This window comes from Natrinema sp. LN54 (assembly GCF_052439245.1).
GTDB lineage: Archaea > Halobacteriota > Halobacteria > Halobacteriales > Natrialbaceae > Natrinema > Natrinema versiforme_A.
Genome location: NZ_JBQVRP010000005.1, coordinates 245,881 through 263,444 on the forward strand (window position 1 = coordinate 245,881; position 17,564 = coordinate 263,444).

Genomic DNA, 17,564 nt, shown 5'->3' on the forward strand with positions numbered 1-17,564 from the left:
CCGCCGTCTCACATGTTCTGGACGGTTTCCCAGTCGAAGGCCCACGTGTTCTCGAACAGCTGTTCGACCGCCGGTGCCGCCTCCTCCTGGAACGCCTCTACGTCGACGTCTTCGACAATCTCCATGCCCTCCTCGGCGAGGCCCTGGATCAGTTCCTCCTCGCGGGACTGTGACTGCTCGGCCGCCGAGGACGTCGCCGATTGGCCGACCTCCATGATCATGTCCTGATAGGTCTCGTCGATCCCCTGGTAGAACGTATCGTTGATGTAGATGTTCCCATTGGCGATTAGGTGCTCTGTGAGGCTCAGGTGGCTCTGGACCTCGTAAAGGTTGAAGGAGCTGATCTGCTCCGCCCCGCCCTCGGAGGCGTCTGCGGTTCCCTGTTCAAGCGCGCTGTACAGCTCGTCCAGCGCGACCGGTGTCGGCGACGCACCCACTTCCTCCCAGATGGCGACCCACGGGTCGAGCTCCGGCAGACGGAGATTGGTCCCGTCGACGTCGCTCGGACTGCGGATCGGCGTGTTGGACGTGAAGTTCCGCGCGCCGCGGTAGATCTGCTGCCCGATCGGGCGCTGGTCGCCGTTCTCGACGAGCGCGTCGTGGGCCTCTTGCATCTCGTCGCTTTCCAGCACCGACAGCAGCTGATCGTAGCCCGAGAGAACGAACGGGCACCCGAAGAACCAGTACTCGGGCGCGAACTGGAAGTACGGGAAGCTGCCCGCGGCGTGAGCCTCGACGCCGCCCTGGCTAACGACCTCACCGATCTCGTCCTCGGACCCGTACGACCCGCCGGGGCTGATCTCGACGGAGATGTCGCCGTCCGACTCTGACTCGATCTCCTCTTTGAACGTTTCCGCGGCCTGCACAAGGATATGGCCGGGTTCGAAGGTGCTTGCGATTGTCATCTCAACGCCGTCGCCGCTGCCGCCGCCGAGGTCCCCAACCATTGAGCAACCGGCCGTGGCCGCGACTGCGCCTGTACTGAGTCCCTTGACTAACGAACGTCTACTGAGCCATGGATTACCATCTGTCATGGTTACCTATACTGGTTTATCGTTAATGATAAAAATCTTTTCCCTAGGGCGAATGTCTCCGGATGTGACCCGGATTCCGAAGCCGTTCGCCCGAGTTAGGCACGTTCCTCGTGATACCGCCAGGCGTCGGATGTCCAGCCGCCGTCGGCGCACAGCACTTCGCCGGTGACGTACGTGTCGCCCTGGGCGAGAAAGCCCACACAGTTCGCCATCTCCTGGACCGTGCCGTACCGGGCCATCGGCGTCCGCCGCCGGATGTCGTCATCGGTGTACCCCGCCGACCCCTGGGTCTGATCGGTGATGTCGGTCTTGATGAATCCAGGGGCGAGCGCGTTCACGGTGACGTCCTCCGTCGCCCACTCGACGGCGAGCGTCCGGGTGAGGTTGATGACGCCCGCCTTTGCCGCGCAGTACGGCGCTCGCATGTGAAAGCCCATTTCTCCCATCATCGACGCGACGTTGACGATCGACCCGCCGTCGGGCTGTGACAGCATCTGGTGGCCCGCCGCCTGGCAGCCGATGAACACGCCGGTCAGGTCGACATCTATCACCCGCCGCCAATCGTCGAGATTTATCTCCTCGGCCGGGCCGAGCGTCGTCATGCCCGCATTGTTCACCATCACGTCCAGCGACCCGTAACGGTCGACGGTCGCCTCGACCATCGCCGCCACGTCGTCCTCGTCGCTCACGTCGGCCTGCACGGCGACGGCCTCCCCGCCGGTGTCAGTTATCTCGTCGACGACCGCCTCGGCCCGCTCCTCAGAGGAGCGGTAGTTGACCACTACCGACGCTCCCCGGTCCGCGAGTTCGGTCGCGATGCCGCTGCCGATTCCTCTCGATGCACCCGTGACGATAGCCGCCTCTCCCTCGAACGTGTCGCTCATTCGTGGTCTGTCGAAGCCTCGCACGGCATGGTATTTCTATCTTCCCCTGTCCGCGCCGTTCCACGTGGTTGCCGACCCGAGCCATCAGCTGTCCGGCAGCAATCTACCCAAAAGAAAGCTATTTATTTGTGGTTCCAGTTCGTGGTCCTATGGTCGACCTAGCGGTAGTCCTACCGCCGCAACCTGACGATAGATGGAAGCTTGCCAAGCAGATGGGCGTGGACAACGCCGTGGTACACACCCTGGAGATCGGCGACGACAAAACCGACTGGAGCTACCACGAACTCCAGCATCTGAAAAACTGGTACGAGGACGCCGGGCTGGAGGTCGGCGTCATCGAGGGCAGCGTCCCCCTGACCGACCGCATCAGGCTCGGACTGGAGGGCCGCAACGAGGACATCGCCGAGTTCAAGAAGTTCATCCGGAACTGCGGGCGCCTTGACATCCCCGTGGTCTGCTACGACTGGATGGTTGGAATCCGGTGGGCGCGGACGGAGGCCCACGTCGAGGCCCGCGGCGGCTCGCTCGTGACTGCCTACTCCGATGACAGGATGCACCGGAACGGGGCGGAGCAAGCGGTCGACGCCACGCGCGAGCAGATCTGGGAGGCGCTGGAGTACTTCCTGCGGGAGGTGACCCCCGTCGCGGAGGAAGCCGGGGTGAAACTCGGCCTCCATCCCGATGATCCGCCACGTGCGTCGCTCGGCGGCGTCCCGCGGATTGTCAACAGCCCCAAGGCGTACCAGCGCGTCCTTGACGCCTACGACAGCGAATACAATGGTATCACGTTCTGCCAGGGGAACTTCGCGGCGATGGGCGTCGACATCCCCGCAACGATCCGCCGATTCGGCGACCGAATCAACTTTGTCCACTTCAGGGACGTGGACGGAGACGCCGACGACTTCGTCGAGACGTGGCACGACGACGGACCGACGGACATGCTCGCGGCGATGGAGGCCTACCAGGACGCCGTCGACGATGACGTGGTGATGCGGCCCGACCACGTCCCGACGATGGTCGGCGAGGACAACTCGAACCCCGGCTACCACACCAAGGGCCGCCTCTTCGCGGTCGGATACATGCGCGGCCTTCTCGAACGAACCGCGTAGGGCCGAGCGGCGACCCCGACCGTACGGACCCCGTGGTGCAGCCATGCTTTTTCGTTCCTGGTCCCGAACAGCCTCGCAACCGGCATACTATAATGATTGTTCGAATTGGTCTTGTCCAATAGTGTTGGATGGGTTTCAAAAATAATATTGTGGGGTAGTACGTCATACTTACACATGGGTAGGAACACGGGAAACGATCCGAACCGAATCGGGGCAGTCAAGAATCTCTTCGAGGTGGTCGAGGGGATGGAGGAGTTCGGCGGCTGTGGCGTCCGGGAGTTGGCCGACTACATCGATGTCCCAAAAAGCACGGTCCACATCTACCTCAAGTCGCTGGAGGATGCCGGATACGTCGTGCAGCGGGACGGCCAGTACCAGCTCAGCCTTCGGTTCCTGCAGGTTGGTGGTCAGGTCCGGCACAACAACGGGCTCTACCAAGTCGGCCGCAACGAGATTGACGAACTGGCCCAGGAGACGGGCGAGGTCGCGACTATCGGCTGCGAGGAGTGTGGTTACCGGGTGATGCTGTACCGGACAGAACCGATGGGTGCCATCTTCAACAACGCGCCGACCGGCGAGTACACTCGGATGCACTGGACGGCGCTCGGCAAGGCGATGCTGTCCCAGCAGTCCGACGAACGAATCGGTGAGATCATCGAGGAGCACGGCCTCCCGCAGGCGACGGAACACACTATCGTCGACCGCGATGCGCTCCAGGACGAAATCGAGACCGTCCGGGAGCAGGGGTACGCCATCGAGGACGAAGAGCGCGTCAACGGCGTCAGGTCGGTCGCCGTGCCGGTGAGCAGCGAAGGGGTGACCGCCGACGCCGCCATCTCCGTCGCCGGGCCGAAACACGACTTCGACGAGGATCGCATCGAGAACGAGCTCGTCCCGGAGCTACAGAACACCGCGAACGTGATCGAGCTCAAGACGAAACACTACTGATCAGATCCGGCCGCTCACGCGGTCGACCCGCCGTCGATGTGGACCACCTCGCCGGTCAGGTAGTCCGACCGGTCGGCAGCGAGATACGCTGCAAGGCCGCTGATATCCTCCGGCGTCCCGAGGCGGCCGGACGGGATCCCCGCCGCGCGCTCCTCGACCCACGACGGGTCCCGCTCCCTGACGGCCTCGTTCATCGACGTCTTCGTCGTCCCTGGGGCGATCCCGACTACCGAGACCCCATCCGGCCCGTAATCGACCGCGAGCTGCTGGACCGCGGCGTCGAGGCCGCCCTTGCTTGCACAGTACGTCGGCAGCTCCGGGACGCCGACCGACCCCGCCTCGGACGAGACGTGGATCAACGTTCCCTCGGTCTCCATCAGCGAGGGGAGGACGTGCTTGCTGACGCGCAATGCACCGAGGAGGTTCACGTCCACCACCCTCGTCAAGTCCGCCTCGTCTGCCTCGTGGAGCCGACCCCGGGCGATCGTCCCCGCGCTGTTGACGGCCACGTCTATCGGCCCCAGCGCGTCGACGGCCGTCGTCACGGCGTCCGCGACGCTCGCGTCGTCCCGAACGTCGCACTCGACCGCGACGCAGTCGGTCGGCAGCGACTCGACGAGTGCCTCCAGGTCGCCGACGGAGCGGGCCAGCGCCGCGACGTTCGACCCCCGCTCGGCGTACTCCTCGGCGATTTTCTTCCCAATCCCGTGGCTTGCCCCGACGACGAGCGTCGTCTTGTCGTGCAGGTCTTCCAACATTACCTTCCCGTGTGTCCCCCATCCGAATAACTCCTCGGGTGGCCACGGATCCGGCTGCTGAGACGTGGCGTCCAATCATTTTAGACAGGTTTCCATAGGGTGGTTCGGCGAACGTGACGGCGCTCAGTGGGGAACGTCGACCGCGACCGATTAGTTGGTGTGGCGGACACATTTATCACCCGCCCCTCGATCGATGCGGTATGAACCCGGAGAACGCCGCGAGTCACCTGTCGATACCGGCGGACATGATACTCAAAGCGTGCGGCGACCCGACCCTGCCCGAGATGGGCGTCATCGAACAGGTGTGGGAACCGGACCCGGTCCACTCGAGGAGACGGCCGAGACGGTGTGGCAGGCGGTTCGCGACCTACCGTTCGAAGGCGTCCCCGACGGCGGCGAGATCGTCCTCAGCGACGAGAGCCGCAGAATCTCGAACCTGGCGGCCATCGTCTCGGACGTCGCCGACGCCGCCTCGGCGGCCGGCTACGAGCCCTTCGTATTCCCCGCGATGGGCAACCACAGCGGCGCGACCGGCGAGGGACAACGGAAGATGTTGAACGAGCTCGGTGTGCCCGAGGACGCCACCGACTATGAGATTCGGTTGAGCATCGATGTCGTCGAAGTCGGCCGGACCTCGAACCGCGACGTCCCGGTCGTCGACGAAATCGCCATTGTCGAGAACCAGCACGACGACACGGCGTTTGTCGAGTGCGTCCTACCGAGCAGGTTCCTCGACCGCGAGGCGGAACTTCTTGGAGACGCGTACGACCGTACCCCGACGCTCCCGTCGACGGGCTTGACGTCGTCGTCTTTGACCGGCAGGGCAAGGACATAACGTCACGGGGAGCACGATCCGCAGCGTGCGACTCCCGCCGGTCGTGGAGATGGACCACGCCGTCCTGGTCGCGGCGCTGTCGACGATAGGCGCCGTCCCGGATGCGGACCGAGTGCTTCGCGCGGACGATACGATGCACCTCCACCGGCTCTACGCCTCCGCCGCGCCGTCGCTTCTCGACTAGGCCGTTGTTCGAACGCCTTGTGGCAGCCGCGGCAGACCAGATTCCTGGGCGTAGATTCATCGATAACTGGAGGCTACGTAATCAGTGGGCTCGATGGCCGGCGGTTTCCGGCCTCGAACTGTGGGTGACCGACGAGTTATTACCCGTCATGGAATCCGGTCTCCGAAGTATTCGACCCGCGGAGCGTTGTATTACATCCATATAGTTGTAAGATAGAGGTGTCTCGGTGTACAAGACAATTGGACACCAAACACGAGAAACGGATCGGTCCCGGTGGGGGAAAGGAATTTGTGCACGCTCGTCCAGCATCAGGACGCACTCATGAGTACCATCGACGTACTGGTCCTTCGAGCCGGAACCCACGGAATGCCGGCGGGAGACTACGCGGCCGAACTCCGTGACCGGCTACCGGACCACCGAATCGAGGTAGCGACGACGCCCCAGGAAGAGCGGGCGCTCGCGGTCGAGGCCAGGGTGATCACCTCGACCCACTTCGACGCCAATCTGCTTGACGACACGCCGGAACTGGAACTGTTCGCTGGCGTCGCTGCGGGGTACGACCACCTGCCGCTCGACGCGCTGGCCGGGCACGGGGTTGCCGTGACGAACGCCTCAGGGGTCCACGCCCCCAACATCGCCGAACAGGTGCTCGGCTACATTCTCATGTTCGCCCGGGGGTTAGACGAGGCCAGGCGACGACAGGAGCGACGCGAGTGGCGACATTACCAGACCCGCGAGATCAAGGGTAGCACCGTCACGATCGTCGGCCTCGGAGCGATCGGCAAAGCCGTCGCGAACCGGGTCACGGCGTTCGACGTGGACACCATCGGCATACGCTACACGCCCAAGAAGGGCGGCCCGACCGACCGGGTGATCGGGTTCGACGACGCGGACTTCCACGACGCGCTGGCCGATACCGACTACCTGGTCGTCGCCACGCCGCTGACGGAGACGACGCGCGGACTGGTCGGTACCGAGGAGTTCGAGACGCTGCCGCCGGACGCGTACCTCGTCAACGTTGGCCGCGGTCCGATCGTCGACACCGATGCGCTCATCGTCGCCCTCCGGAAGAACGCCATCGGCGGAGCAGGGCTGGACGTGACGGACCCCGAGCCGCTCCCCCACAATCACCCGCTCTGGCGGTTCGAGAACGTGACCATCACGCCGCACAACGCCGGGCACAGCCCGGCACACTGGGACCGGCTGGCGGACATCGTCGCTGGGAACGTCCGGCAACTCGGCGACGGTGCAGCCCCCGTTGACCTGGAGAACCTGGTTCGGTCCCCGGAGTGAGCCGCACCCGGTCCGCCCTCTCGTCGGGGAACAGCGTCGTAGTTGGCAGCCAACGGGGGCATTCATCACCTGTCCCTGCCGGCGCATGCTCCGAGAGACTCACGGATCGTTCGGTTTAATTGATTGGGTTTGTCAGGTTTGGCGATTAATTGGAGGTACTGTCTAGTTAAGCCAGATTGAGAAGTAATCGGGTCGTAATGTTGAGTTGGTTTATGCTTTCAGACCTGCTCAACGAGAGCTATGAGGGGGATTTAGAAGAATATTGGGAGAACGAGCGGGGTGCTGTTTCGTTAAGTGTGAAAAGTGAGGCGGCACGATTTTGTAATATCCATGCCAAAAATCGACCGCCTTAGCGGGTGTAGCGACTGGATCGATTTGAGTTTTGTGGGGATGAGAGCGGATGCCTCGCCAGCTACTGGAACTCGGTATTCGACTCCATCTTGCAGATTTCTCGCTTTCGAATACAGTTCGAGAATTAGAGAAGTTCGGTGTCGAACGTAGTCGCAAGGCAGTCCACGATTGGGTTCACAAGTGCGATCTCCAGCCGGCGGATGACGAGAACCCGAATCACGTCGCGCTCGACGAGACAGTAATTCAACTCGACGAACATCGGTATTGGCTGTACACTGCTGTTGATCCGGAAACGAACAAAATTCTCTATATACGGCTGTATTCGACGACTACGACCGCGTTGACAGAACGGTTTCTGCAGGAACTCACTGAGAAACATGCCCTCGACGATACCGTGTTTCTCGTCGATGGAGCAAAACATCTCCAGACTGCACTCCGTCGATCTGGGCTCCGATTTCGATACGAGAACCATGAAAATCGGAACGCTGCTGAACGTGTCTTTCGTGAGATAAAACGACGAACTTCTTCGTTCTCAAACTGCTTCAGTCACACAAACCCATCAACAGCAGAGTCGTGGCTCCAAGCCTTCGCCGTCCGGCAGAATGCTACAAACTAAACACGACCCTGCCAAAGTATTCAAACTTAGATTCGAAACGATAACTGCCATCGACGGACGCTATTCCTTTCCCTATCTTAACTGACTAATGGTATACAAATAATCCTGCAACTCAACAACACCTATGACGGAAATAGGGCCATGTCAGTTATCTGTTGACATTACTACAGGACATTCTGAATTTAGTAGTATTGACTGGTTCACACTACCGAAAATAGCTTTTCCCGTTGGGGACCGTTTCCGGCCTGCGACAACAATGTACCGTGCATCTTGTTCATCAGCATAATTAACAATCTCATCTGAGGGATTCCCCATTAATCCAACGGCTTCAAACGGCCTACTAAGAGATTCTGCAGCCTCCTCCGAGATATTCGATGCGACATTTTTTACAGATTCCATGTCTATTGGATCTCCTCCTTTTGCTTTTGTCCTTCCTAAATCGACGAACTCTGATGTGGACAAAACATGGACGACATGAATCGTGTCAGCAAAAGCCTCTGCAAGTACTTCGGCTTGTTTGATGACGGTGTCTGCTCGATCTGACCGGTCTACAGCTGCGACAATCACCATAGTAGATTGTTACTGCCATAGCACTTTATTCTTACTCTGAGTAATGGGTGAGACGATCTGATTGTACGTCAATCCCGTGTAGAATTAGTAATGTAGACCGTCTTCGATTCTTAGTTGGCCAGGTCGCAACAGGATCAATCTGCTCTACTGAATCCACGGAAGGCGTCGGGATCACTCCATGATGTCTTATTCGAGATTGTAGACGGTGGCAGGGAGTACGAGTTCACGAAACTCACTTCACGGTACCCTCGGGTGGCCGGACGGCGGACACGGATCAATGCTTGATAGCTGAAAATGCCGTCTCAGCCATTCAACGTTCCTGTAGGTATACTGCCGTGCGTTATGGGCGTGGTCATAGGCAGCGAACAGCCGATATTTGATTACCGACCGGATGTCCTCTGTTCGGAGGGTGTCCCGCAGTGAGTGGTCGTCATGGCCTTTATCGCCGGCGAAACTTTCGATGTCCGCCGTGTTGCGCAGCACTACTTGACTGCCCACCTGTGTATCGTGGGACCAGTGTGGTGAACAGTGGATGGCCAAGACGGAACACGACTTCGTGTCAATCAGGGCCAGCGTTTTCAGCATCCGTATGTGACGATCCGTTCGGTTAATATAGTGGTTGGATGCCGCTTCGCGGTCGAAAAACGTGGCACTCAGTGACCATGCTCGCCGGAATCGCAGCAAGTCGCTTCCACTCAACCGGCAGATAAGTGTCGTCCGGGCTGACACCGTTGTCCGTCATCGCCGCTCCTCCAGAAACGAAGCGGTGGTTATGGCCGCAAGTGTGGCCGTAGCAGGTGACAGGGTTGGCAGGCAGAGCATCCGCTGTAGAATGCCTCGCCCCGCTGGGGTGTACAAAATCATCTCTATCTATCGTACCACTTGCCGGGACCACCAAATCTTAATGTATATAAGTTCGATTTTTATCGTGGTGAAAAATCCGCCCAATCCCAGTTCCATCTTCGGACTTGTCGGTGCTGTCGTAATCGTTGCTAGTGGAATAGTTGCTAACCCGCCCATGGGAATGACCGATGATGGTCTCATGGCAACCTCGATATTCTTTGCGACGCTTCTTCTTTGGCTGACCCACACTGTTCCCTATTTGGTCTCGAGCGTCACCGCGGTTATGCTCCTCTACGCACTCGGTGTTACGAACTCTGTTCAAGCCGCTGCATCCGGGTTCTCTTCTTCACTCGTTCTCTTCCTGCTCTTGCTCTTTCTGCTGGGGAACACGATTTCCGAAGTTGACCTAGATGCTCGACTCGCAGACCGTCTCCTTGGATCGGAAGACACCCCTACACGTGCACTTCGCTCACTTACAACGGCACTTCTCCCTCTAGCTGTCTTCATGCCTTCTGCTGCGGCTCGGACCGTGGCTCTGATCCCTGTTGTCCGTCGTCTCCAGACTTCTTTTGATCTCTCCTTCAATTCTGACTTCTCACAAACAGCCTTCTTGATTCTTGGTCAGGTGAACCCGCTTGCGTCCGTCGGTCTCATGACCGGCGGTGGAATGGCTGTTGTCACTGCTGGACTTATCCACTCGCTTGTTGGTCCCTTAACCTGGGTTCAATGGGCCCTGTACATGGTGCCTCCCGCAACGGCCCTATACCTGCTCGGTGCTGTTTCCGTTTTCACGCTCTATCCACTTGAGGACGCAGATATTCCGGAACCGAGGACCAAAGATACCGCCGCCGGTTTCAACCGTGAACAACGTATCGTTGCCGCTGTGATGTCCGGAACAGTCCTCGCTTGGATCATCGGGTCTTTTTTTGGTATCCCTACGATCCTTCCTGCTGCAGCGGCAGTTCTCATCCTTTCACTACCCAATATTCGTATCATCCGTGCAGATGCCGTCGCAGACGTAAACTGGAACGTGCTTTTTCTGGTCGGAGCAATGTTCTCTTTGCTTGAGGCACTCACAAACACAGGCGTCGTGAATCTCCTCATCAATCGGACTCTGGAGACGATCCCGCTTAATGCTCTCCCAGTGTTCGCGAGCGTTGGTATTCTTCTTCTGGTCGCAGTCGCCGTTCGTATTGTGTTCTCAACTGGATCCGCGGCACTGCTCGTTGTTATTCCTTTTGCGCTTCGGATTGGGAAGGAATTGGGTGTGAACCAACTCTATCTCTCGTTCTCACTCCTCATCGTTATTGGTGGAACGACGTTCCTACCGTTCAATACAACGTCTGCCCTGCTCGCGTACGAAGAAGGGCCACTAAATCAAAGAGATGTGGCACAGTTTGGTGTTGTGACACTTTTTCTCTCGTTGGGTGTTACCGCTGTCGCATGGCTATTCTACTGGCCGTTAGTCTCAAGCGTGTAGAACGCCCGGCCTTCCATTAAGGGCCGCTGTGTTCGTGAAACCGTTACGCTCTCTACTTTGTCGTTGTTGACGTTGGCCTTGACCACCATTTTCCCCTTCGGATGCCCGAGGATGACCTTTTCACCGTCAGGGACATCGGCCACCTGATTCGGAATCGTTCCCTCAAGTAGTGTAGCGGCTGCAGTACATGATGCACCTGTTACAGCATACACTGGATGGAGGTACTGCATACTCATAATTCGGGCTGTGATGTCAATCTCCGATTCACCGACGTAGCCCGTAGTCGCTTCGTAGTCGGTTGGTGGTGCGACGAACGCTACCTTCGGGAACCCCGGCGATTCGACGGTTGCGTCCTCGGGTGAATCAACGATGTCGAGTTCCGCACACACGGTTGCACGAATCTGCTCGATCCGGTCGAGGAACTCAGGATCGGTGTCGATGTCCTCGGGTAGTTCCGTGCCAGTTACACCAAGGCTGGATGCCTGGACGAAAACGACGGGTGTTGTGACGTCCAAGACGGTCATCTCGACAGGCACTCCATCGACGTCAAGTGTCGTTACCGGTTCATCGAACGGGAATAACCCCTTTTCGGCCGTTCCTGCCGGATTGTAGAACGTTGTTTCGACCCTAGCTCCAGTTCCGGGGACGCCGTGGATTTTGTGATCACCTACGGTGGCTGCGCAACCGTCAACGATATCGAATGACTGGTCAATCCGTGTCTCTGTATTCTTATTATAGAGCGTGACCGTTGCTTCGCCGTTGTCAGAGACATCAACCATGTTTTCGTTGGTAGCGAACGGCCCAACGATAGTCGTCATGTTGCCACAGTTCCCACCATAGTCGATGGTCGAATCATGGACGCTGACCTGACCGAACTCATAGTCAATGTCGATGCCGTCACGGTCACTTTCCTCAATGATCATCAGTTTCGATGTCGTCGATGTCCCGCCACCAAGTCCGTCAATTTGGCGCTCATCGGGGCTCCCAAACAGCGAGAGGAGCGCTGCATCCGTGTTCTCGTCTGGGAGTGCGTCCCGAGTCACGGCGACGCCCTTGCTGGTTCCTCCGCGAACAAGTGTACACTGCAGTGAGTTCTGATCCATTTTAAGCTTCTGTGATTGAATTGAACTGTTTTTTTAACATTGGACCGAGATACGGGCCGACAATGATCACTACCGATGCTACGACCAACAACAGCCGGAGAGGCGTTGTGAAGAAGATGTCAAAACTCCCGTTGCTGAGTGAGAGCGACCGAGAGAGATTCTCCTCTGCGATGGGACCGAGAATGAGCCCCAAGAGGAACGCGACGAGGGAGTAATCGTATGACTCCATGAAGTACCCAATAATCCCCAATGTGAGTACGACAAACACATCAAAGTAGTTCGAATTAAGCGAGAACGCGCCCAGTATAGACAGCACGATGATGATGGGAATGATTACAGAGGTGTTTACCGTCGTCAGGTAGCCTGCCCACCGAACCACGAGGAGACCGAGGGCGAGGATGACGAAACTGCATACGATGAGTGTAACGAATATCGAGTACGTGAGATTGATCTGTGCACCGAAGAGCGCTGGACCAGGGCGGATACCGTGAAGCATTAGCGCACCAATGAGGACGGCGGTCGTGGTGCTCCCCGGAATACCGAACGTGAGTGTCGGAATCAGCGATCCGCTCACAGTCGCATTGTTCGAAGACTCTGTAGCGACAATGCCTTCTTCCGATCCGTCTCCGAATTTTTCAGGGTTTTTGGAGGCGCGTTTTGCTTCTCCGTACGCAATGAACGTCGAGACAGATCCTCCAGAACCAGGGACTGCACCGACAAGTAAGCCGATGACTGAGGACTTGACGAGCGTGATCGGTTTCGCGAGGACTGTCTGGATACCGGACCGGACGCTCCCTCCGATATCAACGGCCCCACCACGCGAAATTGCTCCGCCCTGCTTACTCAGACGAAGCATCTCCGAGACAGCGAAGATACCAATGAGAGCTGCGACGAAACTAATCCCATTGTAGAGGCCGAGCTGACCGAACGTGTACCGCTGTACCGGAAGCATTGGTGCGACTCCGACAGTTGCGAGCATTACGCCGAACCCACCCGCCATCACGTCTTTTAGGAACGATCCTTCAGAGACGATGATGATGAGCGAAAGTCCGAGGACCGCGACTAGGAAGTACTCGGGCGTTCCGAACATGAGAACGACCGACACGAGCACGGGCAGTATCGCGAGAACGGCCACTCCTCCGAGGAAGTCACCGATACTTGAAGAGACAGCGGAGATAGTAAGTGCGTCGACGGCACGTCCTTCTCTCGCCATCGGATAGCCCTCGAGTGTCGTCGCTGCTGCAGACGCGGATCCGGGAACATTGAACAGGATCGCGGAGATGCTGCCCCCGTACATGACGCCATTGTATATCCCGATGAGGAAGATGATCGCGTTCACAGCCCCCATCTGGAGTGTAAATGGTGTCGCAATTGCTAGGGTAAGCGCACCCCCGACGCCGGGGAGGCCGCCACCGATGATACCGATGACGACACCGAGTGCGATGAGCGCAATGCCTGGCCACGACAACACCGTCTCGATCGCGTGGATGAGGACGTTAAGATCTGCCATTTAGATTCCCCCAGTGACGATGTCGACGTTCATGAGCACTACGAAGACGTAAGCGACCCCGGTTAGCGCGGCTGTGATAATCGCGGTCACCCACCACTTCTGGCGCGTGTATACGAGGTAGGCGAACGCGAAGAGCGGAGTCACCCAGAACAGTCCAACAGCGTACCCGGCGAGGATATACCCCGTAATGAGCGTACCGAGGACAAGCATGCGGGTTCGGTCCTCCGTCTCCGACGTTGATGACTCATCGGCATCCGAGCCACTGAGGACGACGGAGTCATTTCTGGTGAACTCGTAGGGGATGAAATGGTTCACAACGCGGAGCGCGGCTGCGACTAGAACAAGCCCAGACGCAGCCTGTGGGAAGAGGCGTGCCGCTGGTGGGAAATCGTAGGCTGTGACAAACATGTACCCGGCCAGTGCGGTCAGCAGCGCGGCAAACACATGCTCGCCGCGGGCCACATCTGTGAGGCGGTTCATTGTTGATGGTTTGGAACGGCTCATACTTGGATGTACTCGTTAGCGGATTCGGCCGCAGTTTTTCCGTACACGGCTGCGTTCATCTGCCCAGTCCCACCGGGGTAGTTGTCGAAGAACAGCCCGCCGGTGCTGTTCCCAGCAGCATAGAGCCCCGGAATCATCTCGCCGCGACTGTCAACGACTTCTGCGTCCGTATTGGTACGAACGCCACCGAAGCTGAACGTGATACCACCGGTGACTGCGTATGCGTAGTAAGGAGGCTTGTCGATAGGAAGTGCCCAGTTTGTCTTCGGAGGTGTAACGCTGGTCGCTTCGTTCCCGTCAAGAACCTCCGGTTCGAACGCATCGGGATCGCAGGCAGCGTTGTATTCTTCAATGGTTGCAACTGCCGTCTCGAGGTCACTACATCCGACTTCCTCCAAAAGGTCTGAGAGATCATCCGCGACAATGGGATCCGACGGCCCAGTTGCACGAAGGAGATCGTGAACTTTCGAGTCGACAACAATGTATGCGACATGATTCGGCTCCTCGAAGATCAGACGGCCGAACTTCGCGTAGGTGTGTGCACGAGCGTCCTGTCCCTCGTCGACAAACCGTTCACCTTCGTCGTTCACGATGACACCGTACTGGTAGCCGTCAACACGGTTTGCACCACCAGCGACATCCGGGCTAGCAGCGTCGATAAGTGCCATGTGGGCACCGCCCCACTGACCAACCAGATCGGCACCAACATCGCTGGCTGCTTCGAGCGCTTCACCGGTATTGTACCGACTACCGCGCACCGTCATCGCGTCATAGTCACGTCCATAGTATCGGACGCGCTTTTCGTCACTTGAACTGTATGCGCCGGCAGCAAGCACGACGGCGTCAGCCTCGAAGCGGACCAGGCCGTCATCGGTAATCGCGTCTACTCCGACTACGCGGCCATCGCTGTCTCGGTGGAAACCGCGAGCTTCAGTCTTGAAGTAGAAGTCCGCACCTTCGTCTTCAGCGGCTTCGGTGACGGTATCGACGTATTCTTCGCCATCGAACCACGTACGCGCCACCGTATAGCCGACAGCGAGCGGTTCCATTTGCCAGTCAACGCCGGCTGAGGCGGTGAGCCATTCGAGGGTATCACCCGCATTTTCGGCGAGGTAGCGAGCGAGGTCCGGATCTGCCCGGTTACTGGTCTGATCGAGAATATCCTCGTAAAACTCGTCGACAGTGTAGTCTTTGATGTCGAATTCGAAGCCGTACTGTTCGAGGTCAGTCCCGGCAGAGGGGACACGGAACGATTCGCTGAATCGGGTGTTCCCGCCTTGTCGTTCACGAGGGGCTTTCTCGAGGACGGCAACAGAGTGATCAAGTTCCGCAGCGCGAAGTGCGGCCGTGAGGCCGGCAGTACCACTACCGACGACTACGATGTTGTACTTGTGCGTATCAGTATAGCCAGATGTGTTCATGTTGGTGTATATGTAGGTTCGGGGAACGGATGAGGTTATTCGCCACGAAGGTTTGACATATCGACTTTCTCCGGAATCGTGTTGATGGAGTCCTTCAGAGCCTTTCTAGCTTGTTCGGGGGAGCCGTATTCAACAATGTTCCCTGTCTGATTGGACCAAGTCTGTATTTCATCGGTTTGAAGTGCGGCCTTGACAGCATCAGCGAGGGAATCGCGGATGTCTGTCGGCGTTTCAGGGGGCAAATACATGCACCGAGTGAGTTGACCGATGTAGTCGATGCTGCTGAAACCGGCATCCGACGGAGATGGTGCCTCAGGGAAGACAGAGCTGCCATCACTTGAGAGGATGGAGACAGTCTCGAGGTCACCTGATTCGACGGCACTCTGCGCGGCAGTGTCGGTGGTCGCGACGACCGGAACTTCACCAGAGATGGCCGCTTTAATTGCAGGCCCAGCACCGTCGTAGGCGACGTATTGATCGTAATTCAGACCGTAATCGTTCTTCATCACAATGGCAGCGAGATTGACTATGCCACCACGCCCAAGCCCCGCAAATTTCTCGAGGTCCCCAGACTGATAACGCTCAACGAGATCTTGGAGACCAGTGATATTGTGTTCGGGGTTCGCGAAGATACCGTAGGGCGTCCGGGCGTACGTACAGACTGGCATAAGCTTAGTGATATCCCAGTCCGGCTGGTGTACGAGGTAGGAAATGGGCGTGGACGGTGGATTGAATCCACCGAACGTGTATCCGTCGGGTTTAGAGCGCAAGATCTGGGCAGCCCCTTTCAGCGAGGCAGCCCCCGGCGCGTTCTCAACTGCGACCCCAACATCCAGCTCGTTGGATACCTGAGACATAATCTTCCGAGCGTAAGTATCGGTACCGCCACCCTGACTGAAGGGGACGATGTAAGTTATATTTTTACTGGGATATTCGCCACCGCCAGTCTGAAGCGAACTGCAGCCCGCGAGTGCTGCGGTACCGGTACCAGCTGCAATGATCAATCCACGACGCGTCGCGGAGGCACTGTTGTCACGTACCATATACCGACCGTCAAATTCTCCAGTATTAAGGCTAACGATTATGAGGGTATATTAGCTGTCAGTGACTGTATTCACGAGAAGTGATGCTACTGATATTCTATTCGAAGCGAGAGTCGTTCGTCACGCCTAAGTGGAAGTTTGGCAGCCCAGAACGGGCTTTTCCCCTTTAATGCAGTATCAGGCCTAAAACAATTATTTGATTTATATAATGATTTTATCTAGGGATGGCGCTCTAACAGTCCTACGCGCGAAAAACGACTCCTCGTCATTTACCAGTATTTACGGCCATGTTTCTTGATTAATTCGCTAAAGAGGTTATCGTATTCTGCATTTAGACAGCAGTAGGAGGGCAGGAAATCAATGGGGTACTCCGCGTAAACCCGATCTCATTGGCGATGAGAGCGTTTACCTAACATACGCTGATGATTTCTCAGGGAGTTATCAGATACACCCCCGTCATATAACTCTCGCGCGGAACATGGGAGATCTTCACATCTCGTAAATCAGATGGCGGCCTAGTTTTGGACTCAAATGGCCAAAGTTGGCATTTTAAGGCTATAACAGCCGAATATAGCACGAAATCAGGTATCGTAAATAATCTCATGGAAAATGGTGCAGATAGACGTAGGTGTGACTAGCTTTGAAGGGCAGATATACTGATCAACGGCAATGAGAATCCTGCTACGGCCATATTTGCCAATTCACGATATGCGACTCATCTGTTATCAACCATAAGTTAGTAATAAAAACGATTTCTCGCATTATTTCCCGAATATGTGCGAGGAGGGATAGAATTTATAGTTAGGCAGGACGAATTTATCTCGCGCGCGATCCGCCATCATCTGATGATAGAGTGTGGCACCAGCCAAGAATTGGAAATTAGTAGCACTTGATTCACAAACTTTCTTCATTGATATCTTGTCTCCATGCTCTACCCTGCAGAACGATGGTTGTAAAAGAGCGTGGCGGGATTCTTGTACCGGAAAGCATTTGAATAGAAGCCAACAGACGAGTGATTTCACGTCTCGGCAACGGTCCCAATCAGACCGCCTTCTACGTGAAACGCCTATAGTCGACC

General features: G+C 57.4%; 14 protein-coding genes and 2 pseudogenes. 6 read left to right on the plus strand and 10 right to left on the minus strand.

Features of this window, described 5'->3' with window-relative positions; genetic code table 11:
* Positions 1-8 precede the first annotated feature (8 nt).
* On the minus strand, positions 9-905 hold the full coding sequence (locus ACT4ML_RS16445; RefSeq protein WP_138247483.1) for a TRAP transporter substrate-binding protein: 897 nt from the start codon (positions 903-905) through the stop codon (positions 9-11).
* Between the two features lie 224 nt (positions 906-1,129).
* Positions 1,130-1,918, minus strand: coding sequence for an SDR family NAD(P)-dependent oxidoreductase (locus ACT4ML_RS16450; protein WP_138247326.1), 789 nt, complete (start codon positions 1,916-1,918; stop codon positions 1,130-1,132).
* A 149-nt stretch (positions 1,919-2,067) separates the two neighbouring features.
* Here ACT4ML_RS16450 and ACT4ML_RS16455 point away from each other — a divergent pair, with 149 nt between their 5' ends.
* Both ACT4ML_RS16455 and ACT4ML_RS16460 read left to right on the plus strand, forming a co-directional pair.
* Positions 2,068-3,027 (plus strand): mannonate dehydratase, encoded by a 960-nt coding sequence (locus ACT4ML_RS16455; RefSeq protein WP_138247327.1) that lies wholly within the window; start codon positions 2,068-2,070, stop codon positions 3,025-3,027.
* Positions 3,028-3,201: 174 nt separating this feature from the next.
* Positions 3,202-3,975 carry an IclR family transcriptional regulator gene (locus ACT4ML_RS16460; RefSeq protein WP_444721836.1) on the plus strand — a complete coding sequence of 258 codons (774 nt, stop codon included), beginning with the start codon at positions 3,202-3,204 and terminating at the stop codon, positions 3,973-3,975.
* A gap of 14 nt (positions 3,976-3,989) precedes the next feature.
* Here ACT4ML_RS16460 and ACT4ML_RS16465 read toward each other — a convergent pair whose 3' ends face one another.
* Positions 3,990-4,733 carry an SDR family NAD(P)-dependent oxidoreductase gene (locus ACT4ML_RS16465; protein WP_444721837.1) on the minus strand — a complete coding sequence of 248 codons (744 nt, stop codon included), beginning with the start codon at positions 4,731-4,733 and terminating at the stop codon, positions 3,990-3,992.
* 200 nt (positions 4,734-4,933) lie between these two features.
* Between ACT4ML_RS16465 and ACT4ML_RS16470 the strand changes: the two are divergent.
* From ACT4ML_RS16470 to ACT4ML_RS16480, 3 genes and pseudogenes are all read left to right on the plus strand, one after another.
* Positions 4,934-5,734, plus strand: a pseudogene (locus ACT4ML_RS16470) (hypothetical protein); the annotation flags it as partial.
* Positions 5,735-6,073: 339 nt separating this feature from the next.
* Entirely contained in the window at positions 6,074-7,045 is a 972-nt protein-coding gene (locus tag ACT4ML_RS16475; protein WP_444721838.1) for a D-2-hydroxyacid dehydrogenase, read from the plus strand.
* A gap of 330 nt (positions 7,046-7,375) precedes the next feature.
* Positions 7,376-8,012 (plus strand): annotated as a pseudogene (locus ACT4ML_RS16480) (IS6 family transposase).
* A 144-nt stretch (positions 8,013-8,156) separates the two neighbouring features.
* Here the strand turns inward: ACT4ML_RS16480 and ACT4ML_RS16485 are convergent.
* Together ACT4ML_RS16485 and ACT4ML_RS16490 are read right to left on the minus strand one after the other, a co-directional pair.
* Positions 8,157-8,582: a universal stress protein gene (locus ACT4ML_RS16485; protein ID WP_444721839.1), complete on the minus strand. Its 426-nt coding sequence runs from the start codon at positions 8,580-8,582 to the stop codon at positions 8,157-8,159.
* Between the two features lie 237 nt (positions 8,583-8,819).
* Positions 8,820-9,311: a transposase gene (locus ACT4ML_RS16490; protein WP_444721840.1), complete on the minus strand. Its 492-nt coding sequence runs from the start codon at positions 9,309-9,311 to the stop codon at positions 8,820-8,822.
* A 202-nt stretch (positions 9,312-9,513) separates the two neighbouring features.
* Here ACT4ML_RS16490 and ACT4ML_RS16495 point away from each other — a divergent pair, with 202 nt between their 5' ends.
* Complete coding sequence (locus ACT4ML_RS16495) at positions 9,514-10,905, plus strand: SLC13 family permease (protein WP_444721841.1); 1,392 nt, start codon at positions 9,514-9,516, stop codon at positions 10,903-10,905.
* On the opposite strand, the gene ACT4ML_RS16500 is transcribed toward ACT4ML_RS16495, so the two are convergent.
* Genes ACT4ML_RS16500 through ACT4ML_RS16520 form a run of 5 tightly spaced genes read right to left on the minus strand, consistent with a single transcriptional unit; the run spans position 10,878 to position 16,486 of the window.
* The gene (locus ACT4ML_RS16500) at positions 10,878-12,008 is read right to left on the minus strand and encodes a PrpF domain-containing protein (RefSeq protein WP_444721842.1); all 1,131 of its coding nucleotides are present in this window, start codon (positions 12,006-12,008) and stop codon (positions 10,878-10,880) included. The two genes, ACT4ML_RS16495 and ACT4ML_RS16500, sit on opposite strands and share 28 nt — an antisense overlap.
* A gap of 1 nt (position 12,009) precedes the next feature.
* Complete coding sequence (locus ACT4ML_RS16505) at positions 12,010-13,518, minus strand: tripartite tricarboxylate transporter permease (protein WP_444721843.1); 1,509 nt, start codon at positions 13,516-13,518, stop codon at positions 12,010-12,012.
* Complete coding sequence (locus tag ACT4ML_RS16510; RefSeq protein ID WP_444721844.1) at positions 13,519-13,998, minus strand: tripartite tricarboxylate transporter TctB family protein; 480 nt, start codon at positions 13,996-13,998, stop codon at positions 13,519-13,521.
* Between the two features lie 20 nt (positions 13,999-14,018).
* Positions 14,019-15,443 carry an FAD-dependent tricarballylate dehydrogenase TcuA gene (gene tcuA / locus ACT4ML_RS16515; protein WP_444721845.1) on the minus strand — a complete coding sequence of 475 codons (1,425 nt, stop codon included), beginning with the start codon at positions 15,441-15,443 and terminating at the stop codon, positions 14,019-14,021.
* Positions 15,444-15,478: 35 nt separating this feature from the next.
* Positions 15,479-16,486: a Bug family tripartite tricarboxylate transporter substrate binding protein gene (locus ACT4ML_RS16520; protein ID WP_444721846.1), complete on the minus strand. Its 1,008-nt coding sequence runs from the start codon at positions 16,484-16,486 to the stop codon at positions 15,479-15,481.
* Positions 16,487-17,564: the final 1,078 nt, after the last annotated feature.